The sequence below is a fragment of the Microbacterium bandirmense genome (assembly GCF_037204185.1).
Taxonomy (GTDB): Bacteria; Actinomycetota; Actinomycetes; order Actinomycetales; family Microbacteriaceae; genus Microbacterium; species Microbacterium bandirmense.
Map to the genome: position 1 here is coordinate 69,315 of NZ_JBBDGM010000006.1, position 17,932 is coordinate 87,246.

Genomic DNA, 17,932 nt, shown 5'->3' on the forward strand with positions numbered 1-17,932 from the left:
GCCGGGGCCCCTCAGCTCGCCGAAGCGCCCGACGCGCCGGCCAGCGCTGCGAGCTGGTGCTCCTTCAGCGTCGCGCAGCCGTTCAGGCCCAGCTCGGTCAGGGCGTCCAGCTCGCGCTTGTCGAAGGGCGCCCCCTCGGCGGTGCCCTGCACCTCGACGAAGAGTCCGCGCCCGGTGACGACCACGTTCATGTCGGTCTCGGCGCGCACGTCCTCGACGTATGCCAGATCGAGCATGGGCTCGCCGTCGATGATGCCGACCGACACGGCGGCGACCGAATCCAGCAGCGGCGTGGAGTTCTTGCCGATGAACTTCTTCTCGCGCCCCCACTCGATGGCATCCGCCAGCGCGACGTACGCCCCGGTGATCGCCGCGGTGCGGGTGCCGCCGTCGGCCTGCAGCACGTCGCAGTCGATGACGATCGTGTTCTCGCCGAGCGCCTTGGTGTCGACGACCGCGCGCAGCGCTCGGCCGATCAGGCGGGAGATCTCGTGCGTGCGTCCGCCGATCCTGCCCTTCACGGCCTCGCGATCGTTGCGCGAGTTGGTGGCCCGCGGCAGCATGGCGTATTCGGCGGTGACCCACCCCTTGCCCTTGCCGGTCAGCCAGCGCGGCACGCCGTTGGTGAACGACGCGGTGCACAGCACCTTGGTTCCGCCGAAGCTGATCAGCGCCGATCCCTCGGCGTGTGCGGACCAGCCGCGTTCGATGGTGACCTCTCGGAGCTGATCGGTGCTGCGGCCGTCGGCGCGGACTATGTCGGTCATGGTGTCCTCTCGGAAGGGATCAGGGCTGCGTGTGACTCAGGGCCAGGTGTGGCTCAGGGCTGGGTGTGCGACAGGTCGGGCAGATCGATGACGCCGGTCTGCACGAGCTGCACGTCGCGCACCTCGCGGCCCATCAGCCGGTTGGCCAGCGCGGTGAAGTCATCGGCCGAGTCGCCGGTGGCCTCGTAGGTGTAGGTGGCGACGGCGCCGGGCGGGGCGAGCAGATCGCGGCGCACCAGCTGGCGGTACACATCGGCGGCGGTCTCATCGTCGCTGGAGACCAGGGACACCCCGTCGCCCATCACGTAGCTGATCGCGCCGCGCAGGAACGGGTAGTGCGTGCATCCGAGCACCAGGGTGTCGACGTCGGCCTGGCGCAGCGGCGCGAGGTAGTCCTCGGCCGTGGCGAGCACCTCCGGCGAGCCGGTGATGCCGGCCTCGACGAACTCGACGAACCGCGGGCAGGCGGCGGTGACCACCTCAAGCCGCTCGTCGACCTCGAGCATGTCCTGGTACGCCCGCGACCCGATCGTGCCGACGGTGCCGATCACGCCGACGCGGCCGTTGCGCGTGGTCGAGACGGCGCGGCGCACAGCAGGGCCGATGACCTCGACAACGGGCACGTCGTAGCGTTCGCGTGCGTCGCGCAGCACAGCGGCGGATGCTGTGTTGCAGGCGATCACGAGCATCTTCACGCCCTGATCGACGAGGGTGTCAAGCACCTCGAGGCTGTACCGGCGGACGTCAGCGATGGGCTTGGGCCCGTAGGGCGAGTGCGCGGTGTCGCCGATGTAGACGAGCGATTCCTGCGGCAGCTGCGCTCGGATGGCTCTGGCGACCGTGAGCCCGCCGACCCCGGAGTCGAAGATGCCGATGGGCGCGTCGTTCATGGTCACCCAGCCTACTCGGGGTGCGCGTCCGTCCGGGTCGCGGCGAGCGCGTCGCGCAGTTTCCCGCCGGCGGCGTCGAGTGCCTCGCGAGCCGCTCGGGCATCCGCTCCGGTCTCGACGATGACGATCGCGAGCTTCACCGAGCCGTCCGCAGCCAGCAGGGCCGCAGCGGCGTCCTCCGCCGTGCACGAGGTGGCGTGCATGACGGTGCGCTCGGCACGGGCACGCAGCTTCTCGTTGGTCGACTGCACGTCGACCATGAGGTTGCCGTACACCTTGCCCGACTGCACCATAGCCAGGGTCGACAGGGTGTTCAGCACGAGCTTCTGTGCGGTGCCGGCCTTCAGCCTGGTGGAGCCGGCGACGACCTCGGGGCCGACGACGACCTCGATGGCGACATCGACGCCGACCGAGATCTCGGCGTCGCGGTTGCAGGCGAGGCTCACGGTGAACGCGCCCTGCTCTCGGGCGGCCCGCAGTGCGCCCGCGACGTACGGGGTGCGTCCCGAGGCGGAGATCCCCACGATCGCGTCGTCGGGGCCGAGTTCGCGACCGGCGCGCTCCCCCGCGTCGATTTCGTCCTCGGCGTTCTCGACGGCGCCGCGCAGCGCATAATCTCCGCCGGCGATCAGCCCGGTGACCAGGGACGGGTCGGTGCCGAACGTCGGCGGGATCTCACTGGCATCCAGCACTCCCATGCGCCCCGCGGTGCCGGCGCCGATGTACACCAGTCGGCCGCCGCGGTGCAGGCGCGCGACGATGCCGTCCACGGCACGGGCGATGCTCGCCCGCTCGGCGGCGACGGCCTGGGCTGCGACGACGCCCTGAGCGGCCATCAGTGCGACCTGATCATCGGTGCCGAGCAGGTCGAGTTCGGCGAATGCCGGGTCGACGCCTTCGGTGGCCAGGGTGCCCAGTGTGGAGCGCAGCCGCGCACGTTCTGTCATCTCTGCTCTTCTTCCGTCGAGATCGGGGTGGGCTTCGGTCGCTGCAGCGCGCGGCGCGCTGCCCGCGCGGCGAGGGGGCTCGCCGCCGGCGAGGACACGACGGGACCGTCGATGTCGGCGGGCATCCCGACGTTGACGACGGCGACGTGCGCCGCCAGGTCGGCGGGGATCGCGGCTCGGATGCTGTCGAGCACGGCCCGCTGCGGCGCGCCCTCATCGGCCCGGTCGACGAGGATCACGCACTGCGCGGGTGCACCGGTCGCGGTGATCGTGTTCCGTGCCGTCGTGATCTCAGCATCCGACGCGGTCTCGGCGTCGAGGCGCACGATCTCACCGCCGGCCGCGAGTGCCACGGCGACGTGCGCGGCGGCGCTGTCGACGGCGAGGCTGGACGGGCGCCGCAGGTCGATCACGGTCGTCGGTCCGTCGTCGTGCGGGGCGGGGTCACCGCTGATCCGCACGGCGCGATCCGCGATGGCATCCGCGTCGAGGGAGACCTCGGATGCTGTCGTGTGCGATGCTCCCGGGCGTGCGCGGACAGCATCCGCCATCGCCGCCACGCGCCGTGCGGCGTCCTCGACGCGCTGCCGCGGCAGATCGCCGCTGCGGAGCGCCGCGACGATCGCGTCGCGTGCGGCGAGGAAGTCGTGTTCGTCCTGGCCGGGCAGCATCTCGGGGCCGGGGTTGGTGGGATTTCCGATGCAGAGCAGGTCGGCTCCGGCGGCCAGCGCGCGTACCGCTCCCTCGCCGATGCCGACGGTCTCGCGGATGGCGGCCATGTCGAGGGCATCGGTGATGATGACGCCGTCGAACCCCGAGGCGCGCAGCCCGCCGAGCACAGCGGGGTTGAGCGTGGCGGGCGCATCGCCCCAGTGGGCGGCAGTGATGTGCGCGGTCATGATCGCCTGCACGCCGGCTCGGGTGGCCGCGACGAACGGCGGAAGATGCACCGCGCGGATCTCGTCCTCATCGAGGTCGATGTGGGGCAGGTCGTGATGCGAGTCGGTGTGCGTGTCGCCGTGGCCGGGATAGTGCTTCGCGCACGCCGCGACGCCGGCGCTCTGCACACCCTGCACGGCGGCGGCGACGTGGCGCGAGACCAGGCCGGTGTCGGCGCCGAACGCGCGCACCCCGATCACGGGGTTGCGCGGGTCGGTGTTCACGTCGGCGACGGGTCCGATCACCACGTCGGCACCGATGCTGTCGACGCGGCGTCCGATCTCGTACCCGGTCGCCCTCGTCGCGTCGAGGTCGTCGACGACACCCAGCTGCGCGGCACCGGGCACGGTCGAGCCGGTCTCGGTCTCCAGCCGGGTGACGCTGCCGCCCTCCTCGTCGATGCCGATCAGGGCCTGCGGATTGAGACGGTGGATCTCGGCGCTCAGCGCGGCGGTGTCGCCGCCGAGGTTCTGCGCGAAGTAGACGACGCCGGCCAGCCCCTCGGCGAGCGCGTCGGCCAGCCACGACGGCACCTCGTGCCCGAGGAAACCGGGCCAGAGCACGCAGCCGGCCAGTCGCTCGAGCCCATCGGCCTGTGTCATACTCCGGTCCCCATCGCTCGCGCCTGATCGGCCGGAGTCTTCCGGCCCGGTGATCAGTATTCCCGATTCACCGGCTGGATACACTGGGCCGATGAGCTCCGCGTTCCTCACCGACCGGTACGAACTGACCATGCTCGCCGCGTCGCTGCGCGATGGAACCGCCGATCGACCCAGCGTCTTCGAGCTGTTCTCGCGTCGACTGTCGGGCGGGCGCCGGTTCGGTGTGGTCGCCGGCACCGGGCGACTGCTGGAGCTGCTGCGCGGATTCCGGTTCGGCGACGACGAGCTGCGGTACCTGCGCGACAACGACGTGGTGGATGCCGATGCGCTGGGGTACCTGGAGCGCTACCGCTTCACCGGCACCATGCGCGGATATCGCGAGGGGGAACTGTACTTCCCCGGCTCGCCGATCCTCACGGTGGAGGGGACCTTCGCGGATGCCGTCGTGCTCGAGACCCTGGCGCTGAGCGTGCTGAACCACGACTCGGCCGTGGCGACGGCTGCCTCGCGCATGAGCATCGCCGCCGGCGAGCGTCCGCTTGCTGAGATGGGGTCGCGCCGCGCCGCCGAGCAGTCCGCCGTCGCGGCCGCGCGTGCCGCCTACATCGCCGGCTTCGGGGCGACCAGCAATCTCGAGGCGGGTCGGCAGTGGGGCATCCCCACCATGGGAACCGCCGCGCACTCGTGGACGCTGCTGCACGACTCCGAAGAAGCCGCGTTCCGTTCGCAGATCGACAGCCTGGGCACCTCGACGACACTGTTGGTCGACACCTACGACATCCGCACCGGCGTCGAGACGGCGATCCGCGTGGCCGGCACCGGGCTCGGCGGAGTGCGGCTCGACTCGGGAGACCTGCCGCTCGTCGCCGCGTCCGTGCGGGCGCAGCTCGACGAGCTCGGCGCGACCGGGACGAAGATCACCGTGACCAGTGACCTCGACGAGTACGCGATCGCCGCCCTCGCCGCCTCTCCGGTGGACTTCTACGGAGTGGGCACATCGGTGGTCACGGGGTCGGGCTACCCGACGGCGGGCATGGTCTACAAGCTCGTGGCCCGCCAGGATCCGACCGGATCCTGGGTGGCCGTGGCGAAGGCGTCGGCAGACAAGAGCTCGAAGGGTGGTCGCAAGGCGGCGTTCCGCACTCTGCGGAACGGCGTGGCCGTCGCCGAGACCATCTCGGTCGCCGACGGCTTCGAGAAGGTCGACGGCGCCGCCGAGCACCCCGACGCCAGGGCGCTGCAGGTCGTGCTCGTCGACGGCGGCGAGATCGATTCGTCGTACGAGGGGCCCGCGGGCACGGCATCGGCTCGCGCGCACCACCTGCGCGTCCGTGAGGAGCTGCCGGTGCGCGCCCTCGCGCTCAGCAAGTCCGACCCGGCGATCCCGACCCTGTTTGTTGACGCGGACTGACGCTCAGCGCACCATCGACTCGTAGATCTCCTTGCAGGTCGGGCAGACCGGGAACTTCTCGGGGTCACGCCCCGGGGTCCACTTCTTGCCGCACAGGGCGCGCACCGGCTTGCCGGTGATCGCCGACTCGAGGATCTTGTCCTTCTTCACGTAATGCGAGAAGCGCTCATGGTCGCCGGGCTCGATCTGCTCCTCGCGGAGGAGCTCTTCGAGTTCGCGATCAAGTGTTGCCACGCCACCCTGATCGGGGCTGTCCAGCGGAGTACTCATGTCGTGATTCTAGCCCGCGCGACGGACACCGGCTCGGTCGTCTGCGACGGCGGCTCGGGTCGTCTCGCTCGGGTCGTCTTGCTCAGGTCGTCTCGACGAACTCCATCAGCCGTTCGCCGCTGCGCTCGAAGATCGCGCCGCCGATGGCCGCTCCGCCGATCAGCACGAGCACCCCGGTGATGATCCCCACCCAGAACGTCGCGGGAGCGTGCTGGCTGCCCTCCGTGACAGTCAGCGCGAACAGCCAGATCGTGGGCGCACTGAACAGCAGCGCGCCCAGGAAGGTCCCCGCTGCTCCGAACGAACCGTGCGCTGACGAGCGCTGCGGCTGCTGGAAAGGGCTGTCACCCGGCCGCGAGACCGCGTACGGGAAGACCACCGAAGCGATGCTCGACATGCCGAGCGCACTGAGCAGCAGTGCAGCGGCGACGCCGATCAGCGGCAGCAGCAGGCTCCACTGCGCGATGAACGCGAGCGTCACCGAGACGGCGATCGCCAGCACGGGGATCGACACCAGCAGCACGGGCACCAGACGGCCCAGTCTGTCGGGGAGCCCGCGCAGTCCGCTCGCGATGTGGATCCACAAGGCCGTCGAGTCGTAGGCGACGTCGTTGTGGGGCAGCCATCCGAAGAACAGCGCCATCAGCGGCACCGGAACCAGGGCGGCGATCCACACCGGCACCCCGGCGACGATCAGCGGGAAGACCGTGAGCACACCGGCGATGGGCACGACGATGAAGTTGACGATGTAGCGGCGATCACGCAGCCAGTAGACGAGGCTGCGTGCGGCCACGGCGCCGAACGCATTGGCGGGCAGCGAGCCGAACCACCCGAGTCCGGATCGCTCGCGCGTCGCGTACGGCCGCTCGGTGACGGTGCGGAGGCGGTGCACGAGGTACGCCCAGAGCGCGAGCAGGATGACCAGGGATGCCAGGGCGATCGTCCCGCTGACCCACGCCTCACGGGTCTCGCCCGCCGCGATGTGGAACAGCAGCGCGTGCGGAGCGGCGAGCGGGGAGAAGCCGACGACGGTGGTGGCTGCGTCGACGGCCGACGGCACGTTGCCGTCCCATCTCAGCGAGGCGAAGTAGGCGGCCACGGGGAATGCGACGACGAGCACCGGGATCGTGATCAGCACGGTGAGCTCGCGAGACCGGCGCTCGGGCAGCAGGATGGCGCTGAGCGCCATGCCGATCCGCGCGATCACGGTCGTCGAGATCACTCCGACGGCGCCGGCGAGCACCGAGATCGTCACGGGCGCCCCCGCACCGACGACGACGACCACCAGACAGGCGGTCACAGCGATCAGCGCGAGGCTGGGCACGCTGACCAGCGAGGCGAGGGCGAGGATCCACGGCAGCTGCCGGCCATCGACGGCGAACGGTGCGAAGCGCCTCGGGTCGAGCTGGTCGGGCGACCCGGTGAGCATGGGTGCCAGGAAGAACGCCAGGAACGTCGCGGCGGCGCCGAGCACCAGCACGGTGTATGCCGTGGGAAGCGGCGCGGATCCCAGCCCGATGATCGCGATGCAGACGGCGACGGTGACGGCGATGGATGCCAGCAGCGCGAGCACACGTCGGACGGCGTGTTCGCCGCGGGCCGCGCCGACGAGCAGCGCGAGCCTCAGTCGGAGAACGTGTGCAACCACTCGAGCCCCTCCACTTCGCCCCCGGAGCCCGAGAGCTCGACGAACCGCTGGCTGAGGCTGCGCCCGGCGCGCACCTCGTCGACGGTGCCCTCGGCGAGCACCTCGCCGCCGACGATCACCGCGACCCGCGAGCAGACGCGCTCGACGAGGTCCATGCCGTGACTGGAGAGGATGACGGTGCCGCCGTGTGAGACGTAGGCGCGGAGGATGTCGAGGATCACCCCGGATGAGACCGGGTCGACGGCTTCGAACGGCTCATCGAGCACGAGCACGCGCGGCGAGTGGATGAGTGCCCCGGCGAGCATGAGCTTCTTGGTCATGCCGGCGGAGTAGTCGGAGACCACACGGCTCAGCGCGTCGGTGAGGTCGAAGGCGCGCGCCAGATCGGCCGTGCGGCTCTCGATCACCGCCCGCTTCAGGCCGCGCAGCTGTCCGTAGTAGAACAGCAGCTGCCGTCCGGTGAGCCGGTCGAATGTGCGCAGCCGATCGGGCAGCACGCCCATCACCCGCTTGGCGTCGAGGGGTCGCGTGCGCTGATCGATGCCGCTGATGTGCACGGAGCCGACGTCGGGCCGCAGCAGGCCCGAGATGATCGACAGCGTGGTGGTCTTGCCGGCGCCGTTCGGGCCGACGAGTCCGTAGAACGACCCGGCGGGCACGGTGAGGTCGATGCCGTCGACGGCCGTCGTGTCGCCGAAGCGCTTCACGAGCCCGCGGATGCGGATCGCGTCGGTGATGCCCGTCGGTGCGGTGTCGGATGCTGACGGCGCGGACTCAGGATCGAACGCGGGCGTCGGCTGGTCGGCCAGGGTGTCGCCCTGGGGGGCGACGGTGTCGGTCTGGGCGACAAGGGGGTCGGTCTGGGCGACAAGGGGGTCGGCCTGGGCGACAAGGGGGTCGGCCTGGGCGGCGGTGCCGGTCGGGGCGGTTTCGCGGGGTTGGCGCGCCTCCGCTGCCTCCGGCGCGCTGTGCGAGGCCGCCACGAGACGGCGCGCCGAGGGCGCGGCCTCGAGGTCGATGACGACGTCCGCGGTGAGGATCGGCGTCGCGACCTCGCTCGCCGCGGGGACGGCCGCGACGGCCACCGTCTTCGCGGGAGCCTTCTTGACCGATGCCTTCCTCGCGGGTGTGGCCGCCCTGCCGCCGGTGGTCCTGGCCGGAGCCTTGGCGGCTGCGGCGGTGCCGGCCGGGGCGGTCTTGGCGGCCGCCTTCTTGGCGGGCGTACCTCTGACCGGCGCCTTCTCGGCGGGGCTGGTCTCGGCTGGGCTGCTCTGTACGGGTGCCGGCAGTGTGTCGATCACGGGCGCAGCCGCTGCTGCAGCTCGCGCGGCCGGCGCCTTCTTCGTCGTGGTCGTCCTGGTGGAAGCCTTCTTCGCGGGCGACTTCTTGGCGGTGGTCTTGGTCGCGGTGGACTTCGCGTCCGCGGTCTTGGCCGCGGTGGACTTCGCCGCCGCGGTCTTGGCCGCCGCGTCCTTCGCCGCTGCCTCCTTGGCCGCGCTCTTCGCCGCCGCGGTGGTCGTGGCCGCCTTCTTCACCGCTGCCGTGCGCTTCGCAGCCGTCGCGGCCGCGGTCTTGGCCGCCGTCGTCTTGGCAGCGGCGTTCGACGCCGCGGCCTGCTTCGCGGCGGCCGTCGCCTTCGGATCGCTGTCGGCCACCGGCTTCTTCGCCGGACTCTTCTTCGCCGCAGTCTTCGTGACCGCAGGCTTCTTGACCGCAGGCTCCTTAGTCGCAGGCTGATCACCCGCGGTCTGCTTTGCCGGAGTCTTGCTCGCGGAAGTCTTCTTCGCCGGAGCCTGCTCGGTGGGGCTCACCTGCACGGCGCCGGCTTCCGATGCGGGACGTGTGTCAGCATCCGCGATCTCGGTCTGCACCGTCTCGATGCGGGCGTCCTCTGATTCCGGCGAAGCTGTCACGCGTCTACGGTATCAATCCGATCTGACAGAACATCGGAGCCGGTGACGGCCTGTTTCGGCCGCGGCAGCCCTCGACGCCGCACGAGAACCCTGACAGACTCGTGTGCAACACATCACGAAACAGCAACGGCGTCTGTAACGTCCCGTGGCCTCCCAGGTGGGATCAGTAGCATTGCGGAGGCACGAAGAGGTGTCCCGTCGATGAATCGACAGTGAACACAGTTCTTATTAGGAGAAATCGTGACTCTTCAGACCGTCATCCTGGCCGCCGGAATGGGCTCGCGCCTCGGTCGCGCCCTGCCCAAGCCGCTGACAGAGCTCAGCGACGGCCGCACCATCATGCGCCAGCAGCACGACAACATCCGGGCGGCGTTCGGCAGCGATGCCCGCATCACGGCTGTCGTCGGCTACCGCGCCGAGACGATCATCGAGGCCTTCCCCTCGGCCAAGTACGTGCACAACGAGCGCTACGACGTCACCAACACCTCCAAGAGCCTGCTGCGTGCGCTGGGCGCCACCGGCAAGGGCGGCGTGCTTTGGATGAACGGCGACGTCGTCTTCGACCCGCGCATCCTGGGCCGCGCCATCGAGTTCATCGAGCGCGACCAGTCGTTCGTGACGGTCAACACCTCGAAGGTCAGCGACGAAGAGGTCAAGTACACCGTCACCGCCGAGGGGTTCATCAAGGAGCTCTCGAAGACGGTCAAGGGCGGCCTGGGCGAGGCCGTCGGCATCAACTACATCTCGTCCGCCGACAAGAAGGCGTTCATGCGCCAGCTGCAGCGCGTCGACGACCAGGACTACTTCGAGCGCGGTCTCGAGCTGGCGATCGCCGAGGACGGCCTGCTCCTCGAGCCGATGGACGTCTCTGACCTGTACGCGGTCGAGGTCGACTTCGCCGAGGACCTGGAGCGCGCGAACCTCTTCGTCTGAGCGCACATCGATTCCCGGGCGACCCGGTTCCTGAGCGAGCGCAGCGAGACCCGGTTCCTGAGCGAGCGCAGCGAGACGAAGGGTCGGCGTTCTTGCGGACGCTGTGCATAGGATCGCCGCATGTCCGAGAAGGTCCACAAGATCCACTCACTGCCCGACGGCGCACCCTGGGATGTCCCGGTCCCGCCGGTCGGCTCGAACGAGCATCCCCTCACGGTGCGCGGGATCGATCGGGTCATGGCAGTGCAGCGGCCGCTGGTGGTCGCGCACATCCGCAGCATCCGACTGCGCAACCCGAGCGCGACGCCCGGCCAGATCGTGCGGATCCTCGAGACGCGCTATCTCGCCGCGGTCACGACCGGTGGCGCGGCGGTCGGCGCGACCGCCGTCGTGCCCGGCATCGGCACCGGGGTGACGCTCGCGCTGTCGGGCGTCGAGACCATCGGGTTCATGGAGTCAACGGCGCTGTTCGCGCAGTCGGTCGCCGAGGTGCACGGCATCGCGATCGAGAACCCGGATCGTGCCCGCGCGCTGGTGATGACGCTGATGCTGGGCAAGGAGGGCGTCGACCTGGTCTCGCAGCTGGCGCGACAGGCAGCCGGAAAGGGCGGGCCTCGCTCGTCGTACTGGGGTGAGCTGGTGACGAAGTCGCTGCCGCGCGCGGCGGTCGGACCGCTCGTCGACCGATTGAAGTCGGAGTTCATCCGCCAGTTCGCCGGGCACGGCGGCGCGTCGTTCATCGGCAAGGCTCTGCCGTTCGGCATCGGCGCCGTGATCGGCGGCGCGGGCAACAACATCCTCGGCCGGCGCGTGCTGACGACGTCGCGGCGTGCCTTCGGCGCCGCTCCGTCGGTGCTGCCGGCCGAGCTCGAGCCGATGCCCGGCTCGGAGAAGCTGGAGCGGCGGATGCTGACCGGTGCGCGCTCCATCGGCGGCGGCATCGTCGGCGCGGCGGGCAGCGTCGGGAGAGGACTCGGCGCGGCGGGGCGCGGGATCGGCGCGGCGGGGCGCGGTCTGGGGTCGAAGCTGCGCAGGCCGCGGCGGGAACTGGGTGGCGGTTCGGACACGGAGTCGGATGCCCTTTCGGGCGCCGGCTCGGATGCTCGTGACTCGCCCTCCACAGGTACGGACTGAACCGACTTCTCCACAGCGACTGGCGCACGCGCGTCGGCGGGGCTTCTGGCGTCGGCGGTCGTTTCTAGCGTGACGGCATGCCCCATCGCATCGATCCCGCTCAGCCCGTACCGCCGCTCGCCTACTGCGTACCCTGGACGATCGTTCGCGCCGATCGCACCCACCCCGTCGTGACGAACGGCGGAAGCGAGCCCGTGGACTTCGTGCGGGTGTTCCGCGACGACGTCGACAGCCACAAGGTCGTCGACCTGTGGGGTCAGGTGCTGCCGACAGAGACGATGGAGCTGTGCCTGTGCGCATCGGACCCCGACGAGGTCGTCGTGACCGTCGCGTGGTTCCGTCAGGCCGACGGGCTCGAGTACGTCTGGCGGTTCGTGGTGTGAGCTTCCCGGCGCTGCGCGCGACCTTCCGGTCGTTGAGCGACCGAAGCACCCCCAGTCGTTGAGTAAGCGCAGCACCCCCGGTCGTTGAGCGACACTTCGACTCGCTGCGCTCGCTCAGTGCGGGTCTTCGCGAGACGAAACGGCCCAGCTTGCCAGAACAATCACGAACAGAACCCTTGCGTTATTCGCATCTTTGTTCTAGCCTAGACTTATGATCATTTCACCCACCTTCGATCGCATGGACGCTGCAGCGCACGTGCTCGACGAGTGGGTCTCCGTGCGCGAGCAGATCAATCGACTCGAAGCGCGCGCCTCCGAGCTGTTGATCGAGCGCCTGTCGCTGCACGACGAAGACGTGGCCGAACTGCCCGTGCACCGCGAAGCGATCTGGCGCTCGATGCTGAGCGAGTTCTCGGCCGCCGGGCGAATCGCCCAGGGCGCGGCGGAGTACGCGTTCATCGATGCACGCACGTTGTCCTCCGGTGAATTCCCGGTCCTGCGCGAGTCTTTCCGCGCGGGTCGCATCACGGCATCGCACGTGCGTGAGATCCTGCGGGCGTCCTCCCCTGTCACTGCGGCGATCACCGAGGGCACGGTCGAACAGGGCACACTCGGCCTCTATGAGACTGCGACTGTGGTGTTCGCCGAGGCGGAGTCGCCGTCACGCACCCGCGTGCACGCGAAAGAGGTGGCCGCAGCGCTGGCCGGATCGACCATCGCCGACCGACACCGTCGCGCGAAGGCCGATCGCGCCGTGACCGTGCAGACGATCGGTGACGGGCTGGCGTTGCTGCAGGTCGTGCTACCCGAGCATCTTGCCGTGGCGATCCATGATCGTCTCAGTCAGATGGCTCGGCATCAGAAGCAGCACGTGGCCGACCGCGAGCCCACTCTTCCCGTTGACGAAGATGCCCTGGAGGCCGAGGCGAACGACCCGCGGCACTTCCACCCCGACTACGAGAACCCGTTCAGCGGCCGCGCAGGCGCTGACTCCGGTGCGGGTGCCAACTTCCCAGGCAGCACGATCTTCGGCGACGGCGACACCTTCACCAGCGACCCCTTCGACGCCGATCGCGACCCCTTCAAAGGAGACCCGGACGCGTATTGGGCGCACGTCGAGAAGATGATCTCGCAGGGTTCGCAGCCCATCCAGATTCCGGCCGACGAGCGCACACTCGACCAGATCCGCGCCGACCTGCTGGCCGATCTACTGCTGACGGCCGAGCCGAGTGAGGTGCAGGGTGACGGGCTCGGCAGTATCAAGGCACGCATCCAGGTCACGGTCGGAGCGGGAACGCTACTCGGCACCGATGATGCCCTCGCCCAGTTGGACGGACATGGTGAGCTGCACCCAGACATCGCCCGTGCACTCGCCGGCAGAAATTCCGGGTGGACTCGCCTGTTTCTCGATTCGAGCGGCATGGTGACAGAGACCGACACCTACACTCCGACCGAGCCGATGCGTCGGTTCCTGCGCGCCCGCGACCAGCATTGCCGCTTCCCGGGGTGCCGCATGCCGGTGCACCGGTGTGAGACCGACCACACTTTCGACTTCGCGCTCGGCGGCCAGACGTCGATCGACAACCTCGCCCACCTCTGCAAGAGGCACCACACCCTGAAGCATCCCGACATCCCCGACGATCATCGCTGGCGGGTCAGGCAGCTGCCGAACTGGGAGCTCGAGTGGACGAGCCCCACGGGTCGCGTGCACACCGACGCCCCTCCGCGCCGCGTGATGTTCGCGCCATCCCCCGCAACAGCTCCCCAGGGCGCTGCGCGCAGCTGGGATGACCCCTCCGACGCTGCAGGCGTCGACGCGCCGTTCTGATCAGCGCTGCTCGCGTCTCTGATCAGCGCTGCTCGCGGCGACGAAGTTCGCGACGAAAGTCCGCCTCCGAGTAGGGCTTCAGGCTCTCCGGCAGATCGGCGGCTGTCAGGCCCTTGATGAAGGTCTCCGGCTTCACGTCAAGCGCAGTGGCTAGTTGGATCAGCACGAACAGCGTCGGATTCCCCTCCCCCGACTCGATGCGCGCCAGGTGTGAGACGTCCATGTCCGCGCGATCGGCAAGACGGGAGCGCGGAATGCTCGCCTTCGCGCGGAGCTCCCGAATGAGCATTCCGACATGCTCGGATGCTCGAGACCGGGGCGCTTTCATCCCTCAAGCTTCCAAGCGTTACGCGAATTGCAACACCGCTTATATGCATGGGCTTGTATGCCTATGGTTAAGCGGTGAGTAGCCTCGGGACTTTTGTGTGGCAGATCGCGGATCAACTCCGGGGGCCCTTCAAACCGCATCAGTACGGCGACGTGATCCTGCCGATGACGATCCTTCGTCGCTTGGACGGGATCATGGCCGCGCATCGTGATGCCATCGACGCAGTGCTCGCCGCAACCGAGAACGACGAGCTTCGCGAAGTGCGGGTAAGGCAGAAGACCGGCTTGGGCTTCTACAACGCATCGCCGTGGACGTTCACGCGCCTGCTCGGCGACCCCGAGGGTCTGCAGGCCAACCTCGTCGACTACATCTCAGGGTTCTCACGCACGATCGACGTGTTCGAACGGTTCAAGTTCGAGGACCAGATCGAGGCGCTCGCCGAGAGCAACCGGCTGCTCATCGTGGTGCAGCGGTTCGCCGAGGTCGACCTCTCCCCCGAGGCACTGCCCAACGCGGCGATGGGCGACCTGTTCGAAGAGCTCATCCGCAAGTTCGCCGAAGCGTCGAATGAGACGGCCGGCGAGCACTTCACCCCGCGCGATGCGATCCGACTGATCGTCGACCTGCTCTTCGCGGGCGACGATTCCGGACTCACCGACAAAGGCGCCGTCCGATCGATCTATGACCCGACGGCCGGCACCGGCGGCATGCTCTCGGTTGCCGAAGAGCACCTGCTCGAGATGAATCCGGATGCTCGGCTGCGTCTGTACGGGCAGGAGATCAACCCGCAGTCGTACGCGATCTGCAAGAGCGACATGATCGCGAAGGGGCAGGATGCCACCAACATCCGCCTCGGCAACACACTGTCCGACGATCTGTTTGCCGGCCAGCACTTCGACTACTGCCTCTCGAACCCGCCGTACGGAGTGGACTGGAAGGCGTCGCAGGCGGCGGTGAAAGCGCATGTGCAGGATGCCGGCGAGCGCAGCCGCTTTCCGGGCGGCCTCCCGCCGATCAGCGACGGGCAGATGCTGTTCCTGCAGCACCTGGCGACGAAGATGCGTCCGGTGCACGAGGGCGGCGGCCGCGCGGGCATCGTACTGAACGGCTCGCCGCTGTTCACCGGGGCAGCCGAGTCCGGGCCGAGCCAGATCCGCCGGTGGCTGCTCGAGCACGACCTTGTGGATGCCATCGTCGCCCTGCCGACGAACATGTTCTACAACACCGGCATCGCCACTTATGTCTGGCTGCTCGACAACAGGAAGCCGGCCGATCGCATCGGCACGGTGCAGCTGATCGACGCGACCGGTTTCTGGAGCAAGCTGCGCAAGAACCTCGGCCAGAAGAACCGCGAGGTCTCAGCGAAGGACCGCGCCGAGATCGTGCGGCTCTACGACGAGCACGTCGAGCAGAAGCACTCGAAGATCTTCCGCAATGACGAGTTCGGCTACTGGACGATCACCGTCGAGCGTCCGCTGCGCGACGACGACGGCGAGATCGTGCGCGACCGCAAGGGCAACCCGAAGCCGGACTCGAAGCTGCGCGACACCGAGAACGTCCCGTTCACGTGGGGCGGTAATGAAGCGGGGTCGGATGCCCGGGATGCCACCATCCAGGCCTACTTCGACTCGGAGGTGGTCCCCCACGTCGAGGACGCCTGGGTGGACACCGCCAAGACGAAGGTCGGCTACGAGATCCCCTTCACCCGCCACTTCTACGAGTACGTGCCGCCGCGTCCCCTCGAAGAGATCGACGCCGAGCTGAACCAGCTCGTCGGCGAGATCATGGAGCTCCTCAAGGAAGTGGAGCGGTGAACAGCACCGTGGCATGGGCTCCCACGTTGCCCAGCGGCTGGCGGACTGCACGTGGTCGTCACCTCACATCGCCCGTACGACGTGAGCCGCGTCCAGCAGACGGGATCGTCACAGCGTTTCGCGATGGCACGGTGACCCTTCGTTCAAATCGTCGCACTGACGGGTTCACCGAAGCAATCCAGGAAATCGGCTACCAGGGAGTGAGAACTGGAGACCTGGTTATACACGGAATGGACGGATTCGCGGGCGCGATCGGGGTGTCCGACTCAGAAGGCAAAATGTCGCCCGTGGTGCATATTTATCACCCCGTGGGCGCGGACGCCCGCTACCTGGCCCATGCTTTGCGGGTTGCGGCTTCGAGCGGCTTCGTGACCGCACTCGCCAAAGGTATTCGCGAACGATCAACGGCATTTGACCGCAAGACCTTCCGGGACATGGACTTGCCATGCCCTCCCCTGTCCGTACAATCCGCGATCGCTGACTACCTCGACCGCGAGACCGCCCAGATCGACAAGCTCATCGCCAAGCAGGAACGGCTCATCGCCACCCTCCGCGAGCGGCGCACACAGATGATCGCCAACGCCGTGACCGGAAGTCTTGCGAGCTCCCACTCAACTCGACCGGGTGGTGTCAGTTGGTTGAGTAGCATCCCGTCGCACTGGGAGCTGGCGCGAGTACGTCACATCGCGGATATCGCCACCGGGTACGGAGATACGGTCGACGCTGAGGACGTCGGAGAGTTTCCGTTCTACGTGCGATCGCAGACGCCTCTGAGAAGCTCCACGTGGGATCACGAGGGCCCCGCAGTACTCACCGCTGGCGACGGCGCAGGAGTCGCTAAGGTGTTCCATCTCGTCGGTGGGAAGTTCAAGGCGCATCAACGCGTGTATGTCCTTGACAACTTTCGTCGTGTCCTCCCTCAGTTTTTCCTCGCCTACTTCTCCACGTTCTTCAGTCGAGTTGCGCTGGACGGCAGCGCCAAATCGACGGTCGATTCAGTGCGCCGTCCCATGATCAGCGATATGCCCATATGCATTCCCGGCTTGGACGAGCAGCGAGATATCGTCACGTTCGTATCGGGTGAGACGACGAAGATCGACACCCTCATCGCCAAGGCCGAGCGGTTCATCGAGTTGTCGAAGGAGCGGCGGGCGGCGCTGATCACGGCGGCGGTGACGGGGCAGATCGAGGTTCCTGCGTAGGGGTCTGCTGCTTCGTCTCGCTGCGCTCGCTCAGCGCAATTCGACTCGCTTCGCTCGCTCAATGACCGGGAGAGGCAGACGGCCCTAGCAACTCACACCAACCAGTCCTCAATGGGGCGCGCATCGGCATCCGGACGCTCAAGCCACGCGGCGAGCGCGGCGATGATCGCGGCCGTGCGGTCTCCCGAGCCACGCGGGAATCGCCGTGGCGATACCAAGAGCAGCGAGGCGGCCGGTTCGTCTCGTGCGAGGGCATCCATCAGCAACGGTCGGAAGTCCTTGATATTCTCAGTGACGACGCGGCGGCCCTGCTCAGCAGCCGCCGCGTAGACCATGGCGTCACTCGCACTGCGCAGCGCAGGATCCGCCACGACCGACACGACGTCGAAGCGGCGCTCCCGAAGGGCGACGGCGACTGCTTCGCCGTAGTGCTCGTCGAGCAGCAGTCGTGCGGTCACGAGACGAGTCGCTGCTGGGCTTCCCACGACTTCAATGCCTCTTCGGCGGCACGGTCGTTCTCGGCGATCTCAGCGTCGATCTCGTCGGCGTGCGCACCGTAGTAGGCGAGCGCGATCCGTACGCTCGCGGGCGTGAGGTCGAAGTCCGCCGCAACGGCATCGACGGCTGCGTCCCCGCGGGCGTCGACATCACGAAGGGCAGAGGCGATCTCCCAGACGTCCGGACCGACTGCCAGTGACGCGCGTCGACCAGATGGTCCGTCACGAAAAACGATGCCCGGGAAGTCTTGCGCGCGCAGCGCTTCTTCGACGTAGCGCTGGATGAGGCTGGACGCCGTCGTGTCTCGCATCACGGCAGAGCGTCGCACACGGTCGAGCAGCGCGTCATCGAAGCGAATGGACACGGGAGTGGAAGACATGCACTACATTGTAGTGTGATATCCGCGTGTCCCCCACTCGTAAATG

17 protein-coding genes are annotated in these 17,932 nt (G+C 68.4%); 7 read left to right on the plus strand and 10 right to left on the minus strand.

The window, feature by feature from the left end:
• Positions 1-11 precede the first annotated feature (11 nt).
• Genes rph through WDU99_RS08455 form a run of 4 tightly spaced genes read right to left on the minus strand, consistent with a single transcriptional unit; the run spans position 12 to position 4,145 of the window.
• Complete coding sequence (rph, locus tag WDU99_RS08440; RefSeq protein WP_337332010.1) at positions 12-767, minus strand: ribonuclease PH; 756 nt, start codon at positions 765-767, stop codon at positions 12-14.
• Between the two features lie 53 nt (positions 768-820).
• The gene (gene murI, locus WDU99_RS08445; protein ID WP_337332011.1) at positions 821-1,657 is read right to left on the minus strand and encodes a glutamate racemase; all 837 of its coding nucleotides are present in this window, start codon (positions 1,655-1,657) and stop codon (positions 821-823) included.
• A gap of 11 nt (positions 1,658-1,668) precedes the next feature.
• Positions 1,669-2,604, minus strand: a complete 936-nt coding sequence (gene murQ, locus WDU99_RS08450) for an N-acetylmuramic acid 6-phosphate etherase (RefSeq protein WP_337332012.1) — start codon at positions 2,602-2,604, stop codon at positions 1,669-1,671.
• Positions 2,601-4,145, minus strand: coding sequence for a glycoside hydrolase family 3 protein (locus tag WDU99_RS08455; RefSeq protein WP_337332013.1), 1,545 nt, complete (start codon positions 4,143-4,145; stop codon positions 2,601-2,603). The genes murQ and WDU99_RS08455 overlap by 4 nt, the downstream gene beginning before the upstream one ends.
• 91 nt (positions 4,146-4,236) lie before the next feature.
• Between WDU99_RS08455 and WDU99_RS08460 the strand changes: the two genes are divergently transcribed.
• Positions 4,237-5,556 (plus strand): nicotinate phosphoribosyltransferase, encoded by a 1,320-nt coding sequence (locus tag WDU99_RS08460; protein WP_337332014.1) that lies wholly within the window; start codon positions 4,237-4,239, stop codon positions 5,554-5,556.
• A 3-nt stretch (positions 5,557-5,559) separates the two neighbouring features.
• On the opposite strand, the gene WDU99_RS08465 is transcribed toward WDU99_RS08460, so the two are convergent.
• From WDU99_RS08465 to WDU99_RS08475, 3 genes are all read right to left on the minus strand, one after another.
• Positions 5,560-5,826, minus strand: a complete 267-nt coding sequence (locus tag WDU99_RS08465; RefSeq protein WP_337332015.1) for a DUF3039 domain-containing protein — start codon at positions 5,824-5,826, stop codon at positions 5,560-5,562.
• Between the two features lie 82 nt (positions 5,827-5,908).
• A complete protein-coding gene (locus tag WDU99_RS08470; RefSeq protein ID WP_337332016.1) occupies positions 5,909-7,474 on the minus strand; it encodes a hypothetical protein in 1,566 nt (521 codons plus the stop codon).
• Entirely contained in the window at positions 7,450-9,387 is a 1,938-nt protein-coding gene (locus WDU99_RS08475; protein WP_337332017.1) for an ATP-binding cassette domain-containing protein, read from the minus strand. The genes WDU99_RS08470 and WDU99_RS08475 overlap by 25 nt, the downstream gene beginning before the upstream one ends.
• 240 nt (positions 9,388-9,627) lie before the next feature.
• Between WDU99_RS08475 and WDU99_RS08480 the strand changes: the two genes are divergently transcribed.
• From WDU99_RS08480 to WDU99_RS08495, 4 genes are all read left to right on the plus strand, one after another.
• Complete coding sequence (locus WDU99_RS08480) at positions 9,628-10,320, plus strand: phosphocholine cytidylyltransferase family protein (RefSeq protein ID WP_337332018.1); 693 nt, start codon at positions 9,628-9,630, stop codon at positions 10,318-10,320.
• 120 nt (positions 10,321-10,440) lie between these two features.
• Positions 10,441-11,454: a hypothetical protein gene (locus tag WDU99_RS08485; RefSeq protein ID WP_337332019.1), complete on the plus strand. Its 1,014-nt coding sequence runs from the start codon at positions 10,441-10,443 to the stop codon at positions 11,452-11,454.
• A gap of 77 nt (positions 11,455-11,531) precedes the next feature.
• Entirely contained in the window at positions 11,532-11,837 is a 306-nt protein-coding gene (locus WDU99_RS08490; protein WP_337332020.1) for a hypothetical protein, read from the plus strand.
• A 211-nt stretch (positions 11,838-12,048) separates the two neighbouring features.
• A complete protein-coding gene (locus tag WDU99_RS08495; RefSeq protein ID WP_337332021.1) occupies positions 12,049-13,665 on the plus strand; it encodes an HNH endonuclease signature motif containing protein in 1,617 nt (538 codons plus the stop codon).
• A gap of 22 nt (positions 13,666-13,687) precedes the next feature.
• Here the strand turns inward: WDU99_RS08495 and WDU99_RS08500 are convergent, their stop codons facing one another.
• Entirely contained in the window at positions 13,688-13,954 is a 267-nt protein-coding gene (locus tag WDU99_RS08500; RefSeq protein ID WP_337332022.1) for a helix-turn-helix domain-containing protein, read from the minus strand.
• Between the two features lie 134 nt (positions 13,955-14,088).
• Between WDU99_RS08500 and WDU99_RS08505 the strand changes: the two genes are divergently transcribed.
• Positions 14,089-15,807, plus strand: coding sequence for a type I restriction-modification system subunit M (locus WDU99_RS08505; protein WP_337332182.1), 1,719 nt, complete (start codon positions 14,089-14,091; stop codon positions 15,805-15,807).
• Between the two features lie 230 nt (positions 15,808-16,037).
• Positions 16,038-17,009 carry a restriction endonuclease subunit S gene (locus tag WDU99_RS08510; RefSeq protein ID WP_337332023.1) on the plus strand — a complete coding sequence of 324 codons (972 nt, stop codon included), beginning with the start codon at positions 16,038-16,040 and terminating at the stop codon, positions 17,007-17,009.
• Positions 17,010-17,101: 92 nt separating this feature from the next.
• Here the strand turns inward: WDU99_RS08510 and WDU99_RS08515 are convergent, their stop codons facing one another.
• Positions 17,102-17,467 carry a DUF5615 family PIN-like protein gene (locus tag WDU99_RS08515; RefSeq protein WP_337332024.1) on the minus strand — a complete coding sequence of 122 codons (366 nt, stop codon included), beginning with the start codon at positions 17,465-17,467 and terminating at the stop codon, positions 17,102-17,104.
• Positions 17,464-17,886: a hypothetical protein gene (locus WDU99_RS08520; protein ID WP_337332025.1), complete on the minus strand. Its 423-nt coding sequence runs from the start codon at positions 17,884-17,886 to the stop codon at positions 17,464-17,466. The genes WDU99_RS08515 and WDU99_RS08520 overlap by 4 nt, the downstream gene beginning before the upstream one ends.
• Positions 17,887-17,932: the final 46 nt, after the last annotated feature.